The organism is Rhodococcus sp. IEGM 1354, assembly GCF_030056855.1.
Taxonomy (GTDB): Bacteria; Actinomycetota; Actinomycetes; order Mycobacteriales; family Mycobacteriaceae; genus Rhodococcoides.
In genome coordinates, this window is record NZ_JASHKT010000008.1 from 1 (window position 1) to 15,108 (window position 15,108).

Here is a 15,108-nt window from a genome sequence, read left to right on the forward strand (position 1 = left end):
GCGCCGATGGTACTGCACTCGACAGGGTGTGGGAGAGTAGGACACCGCCGAACACAACTTGAACCAAACAACCCCCGACCATCACGGTCGGGGGTTGTTTGCATTCGAAACCAACACCCACACAACACAATCGAAAGAACGCGTACGCACTGTGTACCGTGCTGGTTTCGTGTGGCACAGTCGTCTTCGATGAAACTTCCCGTCGACGGCCAGCGCGTCCGCAAGGTTCTCCTCGATTTCGACCTGACCGTCGAATTCGGCAGCGGTGCCACTGTCGCGTTCAGTGAAGTCGTCGTCGACGATCTTGTGGTCGACGAAGACAATCAATTCGAGGGACTCAGGGCGTTCGCGGTGTTGCTCGGTGTCGTTTGCGATGAAGCCGAGTTCGACGAATCCGGTGTTCTTCGTCTGACGTTCGACGGACGGACTCGGGTTGTGGCCCATCCACGACAAGAGGTCGAGTCGTGGGAATTCTGTGCGGCCGACGGGTCGACCGTTCTGAGTGGTGCCGGGGGCACCGTCGAATCGTGGCCGGCACCGCCGCACCGAAGCGACGAAGAATCCACTCGGGAGGGTCTGCCCTCGATCGGTGCGACGGTTGTTCGCATCTCGACCGGCGACGATGCTTCCGTAGAATTCTCCGACGGAACTCGCCTGAATTTCGATCTACCGCTCGACGCGGGTTACTTGGTGCTGCGGGAGAGCGTTACTGCAAGTTCAGACGCGGGCGGGGACTGGGTCGTCGAGTTGTCGTCGGGGCACGTCATCTTCTACCGACCACGCACCACATAGGGCTTGCCGAACTGAGTTGCGACACCGTCCGAGTACAGCACCGAGTCGGGTGGTCGAGTACTGACCCCCGGAAGACCCGCAGCGGCAATCAATTGATCCGAGCAGTGGGTCAGTTCCGCGTCGACCAGGGCCCAATGTCGATGCACGTTCGGCACGTACAGCAGGTGCCCGCCCAGCGCGGTGTGCAGTCCCCACCGAGCGGTGAGGAAGACCGCCAGCGGGTCGTCGGACATGTAGCGTGTGCCCCGCACGATGCCGAAGTCCGTCGTCGCACCGCGCTTCGGCGGTGCCAGTCGCCGGCTTCGGTAGGAAATTGTTCGCTGGTCGTCATCGATATCGATCGATGCCCACCGGTAGGGGATTCTTGCGGCATTGGTGCCCACGACGACTGCGAGTCGGGTCGCCTCGAGGGAGCGAAAGACGACACCGCGTCGGCCTTCTGCGTCGATCGAGTACAGCCGTACATTGATCTCGCCGAAGGTCCCGAAGTACGGCACCGGGTGCCGATATCCGAGACCGGCACCGACCATGTGGAACCCGATGAGACCGACCCACGACGAACCGTCGAACTCGTCCGGTACGCACCCGTCCGGTAACAGCGGCGCTACGACCGAACTCGGTACTCGCCAGTGCAGGAAGACGAGTCGTTCCCACCGCTGGTCCATCAGAATCGGACGAGGCAACAGCGGTGGCCGGGGCCAGAGGCGTCGGGCATCGTCGCGGTTCATGATGTCGAGGGTAGGCGCGCCACGTCAGGAGGCGGTGAACCTGGCGTGCACGCTGGCGGAGATCGTGATGTTCTCGGGCTTCAGGGCGAACGCGGCGGGCCCGGATCGTGCGGCAAGCATGCGGTGGGACGGCTCGGTGACGCCGTGTTCGGCAGACCCCGTCAGCAGTCCGGGATCGGCAACGGCCACAGCCTTCACATTCACCCTCCCCAGGCTCGACGCATAGGCCTCTGCCTTGGACACAGCGTCCTGCACTGCACGTTCGCGAACGTCATGGGTGTGGGCTTTCCTGCTCGGTTCGGTGAGGTCCCAATCGAAGTGGTCGATCGAGACCCCGTCGAGAGCGGATGCCGCGTACACGAAGGCATCCACCAGGTCGAGTTGGCTGAACTTCACTTCGACGGACGCCTCGGCCTGGTAGACGTACGGAAGTTGTTCGCCATCCTGGTTGAACGGGCGGTGACGGGAACGCCGAACCTGATCGATGGTCCATCGATCGATCGGCCCGTGTTCACTGTTGTAGAGGGGTTCGATGAGGCGAGTGAGCTCACGAACGAGTTGCCCCGCCGGCTCCGACGCGGACTCTGCGCTGCGGCCGTCGGTACGAATGGTCAGGGACAACGTGCATTGTTCGGGTGGGTAGGTCACCTCGCCGTGACCGACGACGGTGATGTCGAGTGCTTCCGAGCTCATGGCGTCCAGTCTGGCATCCGGGCACGGGGATTCATCGAATCTCAACACTGCTGGCCGACGCGTCAGGTGCGGAGGACAATCGGGTCATGCTCCCTGTTCTCGATCTCGAGTCGTCCGAACACGACCCACAGACCTTCCGACGGGCTCTGCGCGAGGCCGCCCACGACTCGGGATTCTTCTACCTCGTCGGACACGGCATCGGCACCGACCGGGTGGCCGACGTGTTGCGTTCGGCGCGGGCATTCTTCGCGGTGCCCGACGCCGTCAAGGACGAGATCAGTCAACTGAAGAGCCCACACTTTCGCGGCTATTCGCGAGTGGGCGGCGAGCTGACCAACGGTCGGGTCGATTGGCGCGAGCAGATCGACATCGGTCCCGAGCGGCCGGCGATCGAGCACGCGCGGGGCTACTGGAATTTGCAGGGACCGAACCTGTGGCCGTCCGAACCCGAGGGCTTCCGCGAGACGTTCGAGCAGTGGGAGCGTTCGGTGTCGCAGATCGGACTCGCGCTGCTCCGACATTGGGCGGCCTCTCTCGGCGCGGACGAGCACGTGTTCGACGACGCGTTCGGCACCGCGCCGGCAACGTTGATGAAAGTGGTGCGCTACCCGGGGACGCCGGATCACTCGCAGGGCGTGGGTGCGCACAAGGATTCGGGGGTGTTGACCCTGCTCCTGGTCGAACCGGACTCGGCCGGTCTGCAGGTGGAGACGGCAGCGGATACCTGGGTCGATGTACCTCCTCTGGAGGGCGCGTTCATCGTCAACATCGGTGAGCTGTTGGAGGTGGCGACGGGCGGCTACCTCCGCGCGACACGGCATCGGGTGATTGCCCCCGGGCCGGGTACCGACCGGGTATCGGTGCCGTACTTCCTCAGTCCCGCACTCGATGCCGTCGTACCGATCATCACGCTGCCACCGGAACTGGCACGGCACTCACGTGGGGTCGAGGACGATCCCGACAACCCCATTTACGACACCTACGGGGAGAATGCCTGGAAATCCCGTACGCGCGCACATCCCGACGTGGCTCTGTTGCACCATGGAATCGTTCCGGCCGGGCACAGCTCCGCTCAGTGACGCCGGCTGCGACGCCCACTCGAGGCGCGCCACTGTGCCCAGGCACCGGTGCACCACAGCGCCCACACGATCAGAAGAGGTTGGAACAGCAGTCGGATGCCGCGTGCGGCATCGGAGTCGAGACCGAACGCGTCGGTGTGCGTGACGAATTGGGAGATGTTTCCGGGGAAGACGGCGACGAAGAAGGCGGCGACCACCCATCCCACGAGCGCTGAGCGAGCCGTCCAGAACAGGAGAGCAAGACCGAGAACGATCTCGACGACGCCCGAAGCCAGCACGACGAAGTCGGTGTCGACGGGCATCCATGTCGGTACCTGGGCCGCGAAGGTACTTCGTGCCCAGAACAGATGGCTCAGACCGGCGAAGACGAGAAATGCTCCCAGCACGATCCGGCCGATGGTCCGAGATATCGATTTCGTCATTGCGCCATGAGACACCACGGGCACACTGGTGACCATGACCGGGACCACCACGACCGAGCATGCGTCGACCGATGCCACTCGGCGGCGCTGGGTACTGCACGTCGATCTCGACCAATTCATCGCAGCGGTCGAGGTGCTGAGGAACCCCGACCTCGTGGGCAAAGCAGTGGTGGTCGGCGGTAGGGGAGACCCGACCGAGCGCGGGGTGGTGTCGACGGCCTCCTACGAGGCACGGGCGAAGGGTGTGGGATCCGGATTGCCGCTGCGGATCGCAGCGAAGAAGATTCCCGACGCCGTCTTTCTCCCCGTCGACAAGCCGGCGTACGACGAGGCGTCGGCGACGGTGATGGACACGCTGCGTTCCCTCGGAGTGGTAGTGGAGGTGATCGGGTGGGACGAGGCGTTTCTGGGCGTCGAGACCGACGATCCGAGGACATTCGCGAGGACGGTGCACGACGCGGTGTTCGATGCGACCGGACTGCATTGCTCGGTCGGGATCGGGGACAACAAGCTTCGAGCGAAGATCGCCACCGATTTCGACAAGCCTCAGGGCATCTATCAACTCACCCAGGACAATTGGTACGAGGTGATGGGCGAGCGCGGCACCGATGAACTCTGGGGAATCGGCAAGAAGATCTCCACCCGGCTTGCTGCACTCGGTATCACCACCGTCCGTGAATTGGCCGATGCGGACGACGCGGACCTCGCCGCGGCGTTCGGGCCGAAGATCGGGCCGTGGCTCGGTACGAAGGGGCGGGGGATCGAGCTGTCTCCGGTGACGTCCGAACCGTGGGTCGCGCGATCACACAGTCGGGAAGTCACGTTCCAGACCGACGTCGCCGACTGGACCGTGATCAGGGACGAGGTCGCGAATCTGACGTCGAAGGTGCTGGCGGACATCGAAAGCGAGAACCGGCCTGCGGTCCGCGCGGCACTGAAGATCCGGTACGCGCCCTTCGAGACGCATACCGTCAGCGCCCCGATCGCGGGCCCGCCTACCTTCGACTCTGCGATTCTCACGTCGGCCGCGGTGGCCCTGGTGGATCGGCTCGACCACAGTCGAGAGGTTCGCTTGATCGGTGTGCGACTGGAAATGGTTCCGCCGCAACCGAAATGAGCTTCCTAGGTCACTTTCGGCCGGCAGCCCACTTCATTCCCCAGCCGTACTTCTTGTCGAGATCGGCTTGGCTGCCCTGGATGTACTCCACCTCGCGCGTCACGGTGATCCCTGCGGACGTGTTCTGCAGCAACGCGATCGAGCAGATTCGCGCGGAGTTCTCGGCCGAGTCCAGGCGAACCTCCACCTGCGGGCCGCTGGTGGGATACAGGGTCACCACGCCGTCGACCGCGGCCCAGTTGGGTGCGCCGTCGTAGATCATCGCGAAGATCAGAATTCGCGTGAATTTGTCGGGGTCGGCGAGATTGATGTGCATGTTCTCGCCGCCGCTGACCGAACCCGAGCGGTCGTCGCCGTCGAGCGCGATGAACGGGGGCTGCTGCAACGACCCGAAGCTGTTTCCCAGTGCCTGAACGACGCCTTTGGAACCGTCTCGCAGCTCGTAGAGGCAGCCGAGGTCGAGGTCCACCCCTCCGGTGCCGTACGACGCGGCAGCCAGCTTCGCCAGAAAGCCTTTCTTCTTCGGTTGCGCGGCAGGTGCGCCGCTCGACCAGTTGAGGTTCACCCGCATCGAACCCTGCTTCTCACCGGACTTGGTCAAGCTGATGGTGGGCGACGCCTTGGACAGCGTCACCTTGCTCAGATTCACCGACGCGGCGGGCTGGGCGGGCTGAGAGGGCTTGCGGGTGTAGTCGATGGCCATCGTGGAGCCTTCCGAAACGGTCGAGTTCCGGATCGCGATGTCCGGTTTGGGCGGTCCGTCGAGAATAACCGCAACCGGGGTCGACGACGTGGGCCGGGAGTGCACTATGGAGTTCTCACGTTCGAAACCGAAAGGAACCGATGAACCCGGTCGTAGAGGTCGCGCAAGGGAAACTCAGTGGTCGCACAGTTGCGGGGGTGAGCGCCTTCAAGGGAATCCCGTACGCGGCACCGCCCTTCGGTGCACACCGCTTTCAGGCACCACAGCAACCCGAGTCGTGGGAGGGCGTCCGGCAGGCCACCCAATTCGGCCCGACGGCTCCCAAGCCCGGATTTCCCAGCCCGATCGACCAGATTCTGTCCGAGGTGGCGATCGACGGAGACGATTGCCTGAACTTGAATGTCTGGACGCCCGACGTCGAGGCCGCGGGGTTGCCGGTACTGGTATGGATTCACGGTGGGTCGTTCACCAACGGCAGCGGCGCGGTACCCACGTACGACGGCACCGCCTTCGCCCGCGACGGAATCGTGTGCGTCACCATCAACTACCGATTGGGCGTCGACGGATTCCTGGCGATCGACGGAGCGCCCGCCAACCGCGGCCTGCTGGATCAGGTTGCGGCGCTCGAATGGGTGGCCGCCAACATTGCGGCGTTCGGCGGCGACCCCGCTCAGGTGACGGTTGCGGGGGAGTCGGCGGGCGCGATGAGTGTGGGCACGCTGCTGTCGATGCCTCGCGCGAAGGGGCTGTTCCGCCGCGCCATCCTGCAGAGCGGCGGCGGGCACCACGTGCTCTCGGAGGAGACGGCGAAGAAGGTCACCGCGGCGTTGGCGTCGGACCTCGGTGTGGAACCCACCGTCGACGGTTTCGGTTCGGTGCCGGTGGTGGACTTGACGGCCGCGCAGACCGCGCTGTCGAATCGTATTGCCAAGCAGCCCGATCCGCGTCTGTGGGGCGAGCTGGTCCTCAATGTCATGGCGTACGAGCCGCACATCGACGGGGACGTGGTGCCGGCCCGGCCGATCGATGCGATCGCCGCTGGCTCCACCGCAGACGTCGAGATCATGGTCGGATCCAACTCCGACGAACATGCGCTGTTCTTCGTACCCAGCGGGGTGTTCCGGCACATCGACGAGAATCTGCTGCGGATGGCCATGGCGGGCATGGGCGCCGACGCGGACCGGGTGCTCGAGCTCTACCGCGCCGACGCACCCGATGCCACTGCAGGTGAGGTCATGATGGCCGCGATGACCGACTGGTTCTTCCGGATTCCTGCCATCCGTATCGCCGAGGCTCGTTCGAGTTCTACGACCTATATGTACGAATTCGCTTGGCCGTCAACGTCGTACGAGGGCAAGCTGGGAGCCTGCCACGCCATCGAGATTCCGTTCGTCTTCGACAACCTCGCAGAAGGGACCGGTGGGTTGCTCCTCGGGCCCAACCCACCACAGGAACTCGCCGACCGAACTCACCGCGCCTGGGTCGATTTCGTCACGGCAGGCGACCCGGGCTGGGCCCCGTACGGGTCGGAGCGAACGGTGATGACGTTCGACGAGGAGTCGGCTTCGGTGCAGGATCCTCGTGCGGCGCAGCGAGAGCTGTGGGACAAGATCCGGTAGACGACAGCACCGGTGGTACAGGCCGTACCACCGGTGCCGGGTCTGGATCAGGGGCGCGGAACGTTACGCAGGTTCGACTTCGCCATCCGAACTGCCTCTCCTACACCGCCGTTGAGGACCACCTTGCTCATCGCGAGCGCGAAGCCCTTGAGCTGCTCGCCGGTCAGGGTCGGCGGAACCGACAGTGCCAGCGGATCGGTGATCAGTTGCACCAGGGCCGGCCCGTCCGTGGCGAACGCGGTTTCGAGTGCGCCGCGAATATCACCCGGCTGGTCTACGCGCTGCGCGTGAATGCCCGCAGCCTTGGCGATTCCGGTGTAGTCGACCTGTGGCACGTCGACACCGAAGTCGGGGAGGCCGTCGACGAGCATCTCGGCCTTGACCATGCCCAGGGTCGAGTTGTCGAACATGACGATCTTCACCGGCAACTTGTACATCGCCACGGTGAGGAGTTCGGAGAGCATCATCGAGAATCCACCGTCACCCGAGATGGAGACGACCTGACGGCCCGGGTGCGCGAACTGCGCGCCGATGGCGTGCGGTAGCGCGTTGGCCATCGAGCCGTGCAGCATCGACGCGACGAAAGCTCTTCTGCCGGTGGGGTTGATGTATCGGGCGGTCCACACGTTGCACATACCGGTGTCGGTGGTGAACACGGCATCGTCATCGGCCAGATCGTCGAGCACTGACGCGGCGAACTCGGGATGGATCGGCACGAGCTTCTCGGCATTGCGGGTGTACGCGCCGACTGTCTTGCCCATCAGGTCGTTGTGCTTGTCCAACCATTTCTCTGCGTAGCGGCGATCGGTCTTGCGAGTGACCAACGGAGCCAACGCGTTCAGAGTTGCACGCACGTCTCCGTGGATGGGGTACTTCACCGAGGTACGGCGACCCAACTTGGTCGGATCGATGTCGATCTGCGCGGTCGCGACATCCTCGGGAAGAAACTGTTGGTACGGAAAGTCGGTGCCGAGCAGGATCAACAGATCCGCGTCGTGGATACCGGCGTGCGCAGCTCCGTAGCCGAGCAGACCGGTCATGCCGACGTCGTACGGGTTGTCGTACTGAATGAACTCCTTGCCGCGCAACGAATGTCCGACGGGAGCGCCGATGGTGTCGGCGAATGCCACGACCTCGTCGTGGGCACCCTTGACGCCGTAGCCGGCGAAGATCGCGACCTTCTCGGCATTGTTGATGGCGTCGGCCAGCTGTTGGATGTCGGCGGCGGGAGGAGTGACGACGGGAGTCGACGGAATGACGATGGGATCCATTGCGCCGGCAGCGGACAGCTCGGCGATGTCACCGGGGAGCGTCACCACCGATACTCCGCCGCCGGTGATCGCTGCGTTGATCGCAGCGCGAAAGACGCGCGGTGCTTGCTCGGCGGTGGAGACGAACTCGTTGTACAGCGAACATTCGACGAACAGTCGATCGGGATGCGTCTCCTGGAAGTACCCCGACCCGATCTCGCTGCTGGGAATGTGGGATGCGATCGCGAGAACCGGTGCGCCGGAACGGTGTGCGTCGAACAGCCCGTTGATCAGATGCAGGTTGCCCGGTCCGCAGGAGCCGGCGCACACGGCGAGGGTGCCGGTGGTCTGCGCGTCCGCCGATGCCGCGAACGCCGCGGCTTCCTCGTGGCGAACATGGATCCAGTCGATGCCGCCCTTGGCCGATCCTCCGGTCCGACGCACCGCGTCGACCACCGGGTTGAGACTGTCGCCGACGATTCCGTAGATGCGCCGAACTCCGGCGTCGACGAGTCCGCGAACGAGTTGATCGGCCACTGTGGTGGACATAGTTTTTCTCCTCGGATGTAGTAGCGTGCCTCGGGGTCGATGTGCCCTGTGCGCATTCTCGACGCCTTCCCGGCGTCGAGGGTGTACGAAACATCCTGGGTAGGTACGCGTGAACCGTCAAGAGCGAAGGCCCTGGTCACAGCGAACGCGATCTTCGTCACGTGGGCTTTTTCCCGTCAGCACCCAACCGAATGTGGGGGTGGCCTTACGCCGACATCCGCAGTATCCGCACAGAAGCCACGGTTCCGAGCACCAGCACTCCGGTCGCGATGGCGAAGGCGATCGCGTACGAATCGCCGATTGCGGGCGCAACCACCAATGGCCCCACCACTTGTCCGACGCCGTAGACGGCAGTCAGTGTCGCCGCGGTACGGCCGATGGGAAGTGTTTGCGCTGTGCTCATCGTCAGCATCGTGATGCCCATGAACGTTCCCCCGAACAACAACGCTGAACATACGGCGGCAAGGGTGTTCCCGGTCAGTGCGGGAAGCACTGCGGCCACGGTCTGCAATGCGAACGCTGCTACCAGAGCTTTGCGCAGGCTGGTTCGGCGTGCCACCCCTTGCCACAGCACTGTCGCCGGTACCGCGGCGAATCCGACGACGATCCACACCACCGGACCCACCGACGTGCTGCTGTGGCCACCGACCGCCGCAACGAGGAATGTGCCGACGATGATGTACCCGAGGCCCTCGAGGAAGTACGCGACGAGCAATGTCCGCCACACCGTGCGGGTTCCGGCGTTCACCTCGCCCGCCTCGGACCGCCCTGCAGGCTCGGGGTGTACCCGAAGCGTCCACGCCGGGGCGACGAGCACCGCGGTCAGTATCGCCGAGCACAACCACAGCGCCTCCCACGACAGATGTGGTCCGGCGAGCAACGTCAGAATGCCCGACGCTGCAATACCTGCACCGACGCCGCCGAATGCGATTCCTGGTGACGCACCGTCGGCTCTGTGCTTGGTGACGGTGCTCGCGCAGGCGATGAACACGGCGGCACTCGCCAGGCCGGCCAGGAACCGCAGCGCCGAAAACGTTGCGGTGGAATGCACTGCAGCCATCGCCAATTCGCTTGCGATGAGCACGAGCGTCCACAGCCTGAACGACGTCGTCGTATTGATCGACGGGCGCACCGACAACACGATCGCGCCGACGAGGTAGCCGGCATAGTTCGCGGTTGCGATGACGGCACCGCTGCTCGGGGTCACCTCCGCCGCGTCGACCATGATCGGTAGCAGCGGCGTGAACACGAATCGCCCGACGCCCATCGCGGCCGCGAGTCCGGCCGCGGCAGCGAACGATAATCGACGGCCGTTCATTGCGATCGCCCTCCTAAGTCGTTAGCCGCGCCAACGGTACGCGTTGGATCCCCGTCTCATCGAACCGAGCAGCAGGGAACCGATCGCACCACCGGTGCGTCCAATACCTGATACCGACTGTGGGGGACGCATGAGTGAGACGAAGTACACCGACGCAGAACGACCTATCTGGGTCCCGTACTGGCCGAACACGTTGGGCCGCCTGTGGCAGGCCGTCATCGCGATTGTCGCGGTGGTAGCCATTGCGATCTATCGCGGACGGCTCGAGGTGCAAGGAAGCGACAATGGGCACACGATCGGATCGATCGCTCTACTTGCCCTCATGGCTTGCGTTTGGATCGGCATCAACGACAACGTGATTCGATGGGGAATCCCCGTCCGATTCGTTCGGCGCGTCGAGGACCACGCGCTCGGTAGCGGCGTCTGCATTCCGCCTCGGACCGCCAAGCTCTGGTTGATCACGGTCGCGTCCATTTTGGTGTCAGGAATGGGGGTCGCCCTGTCGAAGAGTGACGTGTTCGGCGCGGCCGGTATGCCGATTGCTGGAATTGCCATCGTTGTACTGGTGGCGACGCTCGGCTTCCGCAGCAGCGTCGAACTGCGCTTGTTCGCGGACGGATTTGTCAGACGCAGACGGTCGTGCATGTTCTTCTTTCCGCGCACTCACGACATCCTCGTGCGCTGGGGCGATGTGGAGCAGAACGAGGCCTCGACGTACCGAACGTCAGAGAAGCGGGGGAGTGGGTTCACCGAGCCCGTACTGTATGTCCGAGCGACTGGGCTCGGTATCGAGCGTCCCCGCGACCGGCTGGATCAACCGGACCGGATGGCGATTCGCATCCATTTGCTCGCAGCCGAGCCGAATGCCGTTCTGGCATCGATGAAGTGGTGCACCGACGGCCCGGTCAACCGGATCCGCATGACCGGCTACGACTCACCCGACCTGCTGGTGCCACCACCGCTTCGTGAGCGACTGGAACTGTCGCGGTCCTAGCTTCGGCACGGAACCGATAACGGGCTCGCTGCGTCAAACCCGATGACGCCGATTCACCGGGCGTCGATACGGTGCGACTCGGGGGAGCGTCATGACAGTGAATGTGGATCCAGTGATCCTGCGGCAGTTCTCGAATGTGCTGTCGGGAACGGGGGAGGTGATCGCCGAGTTGGACATCCTCGCCCCGTTCCGAGCATCCGAGAATGCGCTGCAGGGTACCGACTTTCGCGCAGCGTGTGCGGCAGCGTCCGCAGCGGCGGCGGGGGCTGTCTCCGCTCTGGCCGGCCGAGCCGAATGCGTTGCGGACATCTCACGTGGTGTCGCGCAGAACTACGAGATCACCGACGACGACCTTGCCCGCCGCCTCGCTGCGATGGACCAGCCGAAATGACCCCGACCGTGCCGCACGTCGCCGGCTGGGAGCCGCAGTCGATGCGCAAGACGATGATCGAACTGGCCGAGATAGTCGAGCGCGTCAACGGCCAACGAACCGGGGTGTTGGAAGAGCAGGACACACTGGCCGAGACGTGGACCGGCGAGGCAGCACGCGCCGCAGCCGACCGCGTGGTGGCCGAATGCTCCCGGATGAGCTCCGTCTGCAGTGAAATCGACTCGCTCGCAGCCGCATTCGAAGGTGCGGCCGACATCGTCGAGGCCGCCCAAGCGCACGTGCAGGCTCAGGTGTCCGCGGCTACGACGAGTGGGTTCGCGGTACGGGCCGACGGTGTGGTGAATCCCGAAGGGATGATCGCGCTGATTCCAGACAGCCTGGGTGAAGAGAAGACGCGTCGAGCCGACGAACTGCGTTCTGCAGCATATCAATTGACCGAGGACATCCAGAGTGCTCTGCGCCAGGCCGAGAGTGTCGCTCTCGACGCTGCGCAGCAGCTGGCCGAGCCCACCGAGGTGCTGACGGCGCTCGCCCTCGACAATCCCACCGGAAAGTTCGTCGAGAACCCGGACGGGTCGTTCTCCTGGATGCCGGACTGGCCGTCGACCATCGCGGCGTCGGTCGTCGGAGGCATGGCCGCCGTGACGAGGCGGGCGCTGGAATTGCCCGGTGTCGAATCCGTCGACGACGTTGCCAAGAACATCGGACGCGGGCTCGGGGTCTTCGGAGTCGTTGCCGGTGCGATTCCTGGAATTGCGGGAAAGATCGACGAGGGGGTGAACCCGGCCGAGGCCGTGATCGTCGAGGCGACGCCGATAGTCGCGGGAGCAATTACGACCTGGGCGTTCGGAGCCGTGGGTGGTATGGCGGGTTCCATTTTTCCGGGGCCCGGCACGGTGGCCGGCGCCGCTGCCGGGATCGCTCTGGGCCAAGTCGTCAGCTACGGCGTGGAGAAGTTGTTCGAGGCGGCAGGAAAATGAGCGAGATCAGAGATGATCGCACGCCCCGGACCGAGGACGTGCTGCGTAAGAGCCTGGTAGCGCAGAAGTATCCATTGTGGGTGCGGACGTGGCGCAGTGTTCACCTGGGTTGGCTGGTAGCTCTCGGGGTTTCGTCCGCGGTCCTTGCCGCGACGATCGTGACTCCGGTTCTCCTGTTCGGGACGCTTTCTGGGGAGACCGTTCTCCTCGTGTCGCCCCTGGTGCTCGCGGTGCTGATACCGCTCACAGCGGCCGTGGTGTTGTCCGGCATCGGGTCTGCGCGGCTGTCGCTGTTCGTGCGACCGGTGACTGTCGCCGGAGTCGGCCGAGGCGTGGCAGTGCCGGGGCGGGGGACTGTGTTGTATCGCAGCGGAATACTCGCATTCGCGTTGGTGTCCGGCCTGTCCTACATCCACTGGGGAGGAGACGCACGGGTAAGTACAACGCGTCACGACCTGAGCGTCGTAGTCATGTCGCACTTCGGCGCTCCGATATGTCTGCTGTTTTTCGCACTGAGTGTGCTCGTCGTCAACCGGACCCGAATTTCACTGCATCCCGATGGCCTCGTGGAGGAGATCTATCGGCGCCGCGGATGGAAGGCCACCACTGCAATCACGGTTGTCCCGTGGGACGGGATCGTCGAGCTGCAGCCGCAGACGCATCCGAATCCTGCGGTATCGCATTCACATTGGTACCCCACCATCCGAGTCGTGTATCGCGACCCTGCCGGTGGAACGGATCAGGTGCTGGTCCTGATGGCGTGCGAGAAGAAGGTCGAGCCCAACGCGCTGCTGTCCGTACTGCAGTGGTGTCGGGACAATCCCTGGGGCCGTGCGCAGCTTGCCCACGACGACGCGCGAGAGCTACTGCGCCCGCCTCGATTCCTCGATCGCATCGAAGCAGACCGAGCGGCGTCGATGTCGGGTCGACGGGACGTCCAGTGACAACTCGGGAACAATCGATGCAGAGCGTTCTGCAACAGCAGCGTATCGAGCTCGTGCCCGTACATCTCGACGAATGCGACAGGTTCGGTCTGGAGCTACCTGCGCTGCCGGGGTGGGATCTCGTTCCTGCGCATCTGTTTCCGCACGCCACCGCGGTGCTGTGTACTCCGGCAGATGCGGTCGACGGGTTCGTTCCCAACGCGGCAGTCTTGACCGGAAAGTTGACGCGGTCACTCGATCCGCAGACCCTGCTGGCTTGTGGGTTCGGCGACTCCCGGGCGCTTCCGCAGTGGATCGACGTCAGCTACGACCGCGACCCGTTCTGCGGTCTACCGTCCGTTTCGATTGCGGGTCGATACGAGTGGGACGGTCGGACGTTGTTCGCCCGGACCCGCTATGTCGTCGTCCACCACATCGTCGATCAGTACCTCGTCCAATTGACGGTTACCCTGCCCGACCAGATGAGGTCTCGTTTGCATTGGGCGGCAGATGTATTCGTGGACGAGGTTCGTATCGGGCATCGATAGCTCACGCGGGGATCTGTTGTACCACCGCGGCGACGGCCTCTGCCTGGTCCGCAATACGTGGGCCCCATCGACTCGACAGGTCCTCGTCCATCGGGAAGATGCGGCCGTCGCGGACGGCCGTCATCGATCCCCATCCCGGTCGAGACGCGACGGAATCGGCTGTGACGCCGCAGCATTGGGCGTCGGCAAGAAACACCACATCCGGGTTGGACGTGATGACGGCCTCGGCGGCGAGCTGCGGGTAGTCGCCGGCATCGGAACCGTCGGCGATGCTGGTGAGTCCGAACAGACCGTAGATCTGCCCGACGAAGCTCGCACTCGTCACCGTGTACAACGTGTCGTCGAGTTCGTGGAAGTACGTCAGCGGCGCTTCGCGCGTCGGGACGCTCGCGACGGCTGCGTCGATCCGGTCACGAGTCCGGGACACAACGGCATCGCCGTCGGCGTCGTGGCCGGTGGCGTCCGCGACGCGCTCGATCTGCGAGTAGGCGTCGTCGATGCTCGTCGCGGCAGGCAGCACCAGCGTCGGAACGCCTGCCTCGGCCAGTGTCGAGGTCACCAGGCCCAGGTCGGTGGAGGCGATCACCAGATCGGGGTCGTACGCGACGATCGCTTCGAGACTCGGGGTGAACGCCGACAGTCCGGTCTTCGGAGCATTGGCGGGGAAGTCCGATTGATCGTCCACGGCTACCACCTGGTCGCCCGCCCCGACGGCGTACAGCGTCTCCGTCGCGGTCGGGCTCAGCGACACGATCTTCTGTGGCGCAGCGTCGATGGTGACCGTGCCGCCGTCCGAGCCGGATGTGATGGTCCTCGGAAATTCGCCACTCGCCGCGGGTGCCGAATCGGCGGCGGGTGGCGCGTCCGTTTCCTGCGTGCTGCATCCCGCCGCTACGAGCGCGACGACCGCGAACCCGGCTGAGATCATTCGTGCCGATCGACGCTGCACTGCCACTCCTGTGTTGTCCGGTTTCTCTTCGAACGCCAACACTATCGGGGAGC

At 64.4% G+C, this 15,108-nt stretch carries 16 protein-coding genes; 9 read left to right on the forward strand and 7 right to left on the reverse strand.

Annotated elements, in window-relative coordinates; genetic code table 11:
- Positions 1-189 precede the first annotated feature (189 nt).
- On the forward strand, positions 190-792 hold the full coding sequence (locus QM588_RS17895) for a DUF6188 family protein (RefSeq protein WP_283315304.1): 603 nt from the start codon (positions 190-192) through the stop codon (positions 790-792).
- On the opposite strand, the gene QM588_RS17900 is transcribed toward QM588_RS17895, so the two are convergent.
- Positions 771-1,520, reverse strand: a complete 750-nt coding sequence (locus QM588_RS17900; protein WP_283315305.1) for a YqjF family protein — start codon at positions 1,518-1,520, stop codon at positions 771-773. The genes QM588_RS17895 and QM588_RS17900 overlap by 22 nt on opposite strands.
- Before the next feature lie 24 nt (positions 1,521-1,544).
- On the reverse strand, positions 1,545-2,213 hold the full coding sequence (locus QM588_RS17905) for an SIMPL domain-containing protein (RefSeq protein ID WP_283315307.1): 669 nt from the start codon (positions 2,211-2,213) through the stop codon (positions 1,545-1,547).
- A gap of 86 nt (positions 2,214-2,299) precedes the next feature.
- On the opposite strand from QM588_RS17905, the gene QM588_RS17910 reads away from it, so the two are divergent.
- Positions 2,300-3,292 (forward strand): isopenicillin N synthase family dioxygenase, encoded by a 993-nt coding sequence (locus QM588_RS17910; RefSeq protein ID WP_283315308.1) that lies wholly within the window; start codon positions 2,300-2,302, stop codon positions 3,290-3,292.
- Here QM588_RS17910 and QM588_RS17915 read toward each other — a convergent pair.
- Entirely contained in the window at positions 3,286-3,714 is a 429-nt protein-coding gene (locus QM588_RS17915; protein ID WP_283315311.1) for a DoxX family protein, read from the reverse strand. The genes QM588_RS17910 and QM588_RS17915 overlap by 7 nt on opposite strands.
- Positions 3,715-3,748: 34 nt before the next feature.
- Between QM588_RS17915 and QM588_RS17920 the strand changes: the two genes are divergently transcribed.
- Positions 3,749-4,831: a DNA polymerase IV gene (locus QM588_RS17920; RefSeq protein WP_283315313.1), complete on the forward strand. Its 1,083-nt coding sequence runs from the start codon at positions 3,749-3,751 to the stop codon at positions 4,829-4,831.
- Positions 4,832-4,841: 10 nt separating this feature from the next.
- On the opposite strand, the gene QM588_RS17925 is transcribed toward QM588_RS17920, so the two are convergent.
- Positions 4,842-5,534 carry a TerD family protein gene (locus QM588_RS17925; RefSeq protein WP_032369113.1) on the reverse strand — a complete coding sequence of 231 codons (693 nt, stop codon included), beginning with the start codon at positions 5,532-5,534 and terminating at the stop codon, positions 4,842-4,844.
- A 140-nt stretch (positions 5,535-5,674) separates the two neighbouring features.
- Between QM588_RS17925 and QM588_RS17930 the strand changes: the two genes are divergently transcribed.
- Complete coding sequence (locus QM588_RS17930; RefSeq protein WP_283315316.1) at positions 5,675-7,153, forward strand: carboxylesterase/lipase family protein; 1,479 nt, start codon at positions 5,675-5,677, stop codon at positions 7,151-7,153.
- A gap of 47 nt (positions 7,154-7,200) precedes the next feature.
- Here QM588_RS17930 and QM588_RS17935 read toward each other — a convergent pair whose 3' ends face one another.
- Together QM588_RS17935 and QM588_RS17940 are read right to left on the reverse strand one after the other, a co-directional pair.
- On the reverse strand, positions 7,201-8,952 hold the full coding sequence (locus tag QM588_RS17935) for a pyruvate dehydrogenase (protein WP_283315318.1): 1,752 nt from the start codon (positions 8,950-8,952) through the stop codon (positions 7,201-7,203).
- A 205-nt stretch (positions 8,953-9,157) separates the two neighbouring features.
- Entirely contained in the window at positions 9,158-10,270 is a 1,113-nt protein-coding gene (locus QM588_RS17940; RefSeq protein ID WP_032388475.1) for a YbfB/YjiJ family MFS transporter, read from the reverse strand.
- A 130-nt stretch (positions 10,271-10,400) separates the two neighbouring features.
- Here QM588_RS17940 and QM588_RS17945 point away from each other — a divergent pair, with 130 nt between their 5' ends.
- The 5 genes from QM588_RS17945 (at position 10,401) to QM588_RS17965 (ending at position 14,106) form a co-directional block, all read left to right on the forward strand.
- A complete protein-coding gene (locus tag QM588_RS17945) occupies positions 10,401-11,264 on the forward strand; it encodes a hypothetical protein (RefSeq protein ID WP_283315320.1) in 864 nt (287 codons plus the stop codon).
- A 91-nt stretch (positions 11,265-11,355) separates the two neighbouring features.
- Positions 11,356-11,655 (forward strand): hypothetical protein, encoded by a 300-nt coding sequence (locus tag QM588_RS17950; protein WP_283315322.1) that lies wholly within the window; start codon positions 11,356-11,358, stop codon positions 11,653-11,655.
- Positions 11,652-12,635: a hypothetical protein gene (locus tag QM588_RS17955; protein ID WP_283315325.1), complete on the forward strand. Its 984-nt coding sequence runs from the start codon at positions 11,652-11,654 to the stop codon at positions 12,633-12,635. The genes QM588_RS17950 and QM588_RS17955 overlap by 4 nt, the downstream gene beginning before the upstream one ends.
- Positions 12,632-13,579, forward strand: coding sequence for a hypothetical protein (locus QM588_RS17960; protein WP_283315327.1), 948 nt, complete (start codon positions 12,632-12,634; stop codon positions 13,577-13,579). The genes QM588_RS17955 and QM588_RS17960 overlap by 4 nt, the downstream gene beginning before the upstream one ends.
- Before the next feature lie 17 nt (positions 13,580-13,596).
- On the forward strand, positions 13,597-14,106 hold the full coding sequence (locus tag QM588_RS17965; protein ID WP_283315328.1) for an LpqN/LpqT family lipoprotein: 510 nt from the start codon (positions 13,597-13,599) through the stop codon (positions 14,104-14,106).
- 1 nt (position 14,107) lies between these two features.
- Here QM588_RS17965 and QM588_RS17970 read toward each other — a convergent pair whose 3' ends face one another.
- A complete protein-coding gene (locus tag QM588_RS17970) occupies positions 14,108-15,034 on the reverse strand; it encodes an ABC transporter substrate-binding protein (protein ID WP_283315582.1) in 927 nt (308 codons plus the stop codon).
- Positions 15,035-15,108 lie beyond the last annotated feature (74 nt).

Bases quoted from the DNA above. Each gene is read 5' to 3' on its own strand.
- QM588_RS17895 (WP_283315304.1), top strand. From the start codon at position 190: ATGAAACTTCCCGTCGACGGCCAGCGCGTCCGCAAGGTTCTCCTCGAT.
- QM588_RS17900 (WP_283315305.1), bottom strand. From the start codon at position 1,520: ATGAACCGCGACGATGCCCGACGCCTCTGGCCCCGGCCACCGCTGTTG.
- QM588_RS17905 (WP_283315307.1), bottom strand. From the start codon at position 2,213: ATGAGCTCGGAAGCACTCGACATCACCGTCGTCGGTCACGGCGAGGTG.
- QM588_RS17910 (WP_283315308.1), top strand. From the start codon at position 2,300: ATGCTCCCTGTTCTCGATCTCGAGTCGTCCGAACACGACCCACAGACC.
- QM588_RS17915 (WP_283315311.1), bottom strand. From the start codon at position 3,714: ATGACGAAATCGATATCTCGGACCATCGGCCGGATCGTGCTGGGAGCA.
- QM588_RS17920 (WP_283315313.1), top strand. From the start codon at position 3,749: ATGACCGGGACCACCACGACCGAGCATGCGTCGACCGATGCCACTCGG.
- QM588_RS17925 (WP_032369113.1), bottom strand. From the start codon at position 5,534: ATGGCCATCGACTACACCCGCAAGCCCTCTCAGCCCGCCCAGCCCGCC.
- QM588_RS17930 (WP_283315316.1), top strand. From the start codon at position 5,675: ATGAACCCGGTCGTAGAGGTCGCGCAAGGGAAACTCAGTGGTCGCACA.
- QM588_RS17935 (WP_283315318.1), bottom strand. From the start codon at position 8,952: ATGTCCACCACAGTGGCCGATCAACTCGTTCGCGGACTCGTCGACGCC.
- QM588_RS17940 (WP_032388475.1), bottom strand. From the start codon at position 10,270: ATGAACGGCCGTCGATTATCGTTCGCTGCCGCGGCCGGACTCGCGGCC.
- QM588_RS17945 (WP_283315320.1), top strand. From the start codon at position 10,401: ATGAGTGAGACGAAGTACACCGACGCAGAACGACCTATCTGGGTCCCG.
- QM588_RS17950 (WP_283315322.1), top strand. From the start codon at position 11,356: ATGACAGTGAATGTGGATCCAGTGATCCTGCGGCAGTTCTCGAATGTG.
- QM588_RS17955 (WP_283315325.1), top strand. From the start codon at position 11,652: ATGACCCCGACCGTGCCGCACGTCGCCGGCTGGGAGCCGCAGTCGATG.
- QM588_RS17960 (WP_283315327.1), top strand. From the start codon at position 12,632: ATGAGCGAGATCAGAGATGATCGCACGCCCCGGACCGAGGACGTGCTG.
- QM588_RS17965 (WP_283315328.1), top strand. From the start codon at position 13,597: ATGCAGAGCGTTCTGCAACAGCAGCGTATCGAGCTCGTGCCCGTACAT.
- QM588_RS17970 (WP_283315582.1), bottom strand. From the start codon at position 15,034: ATGATCTCAGCCGGGTTCGCGGTCGTCGCGCTCGTAGCGGCGGGATGC.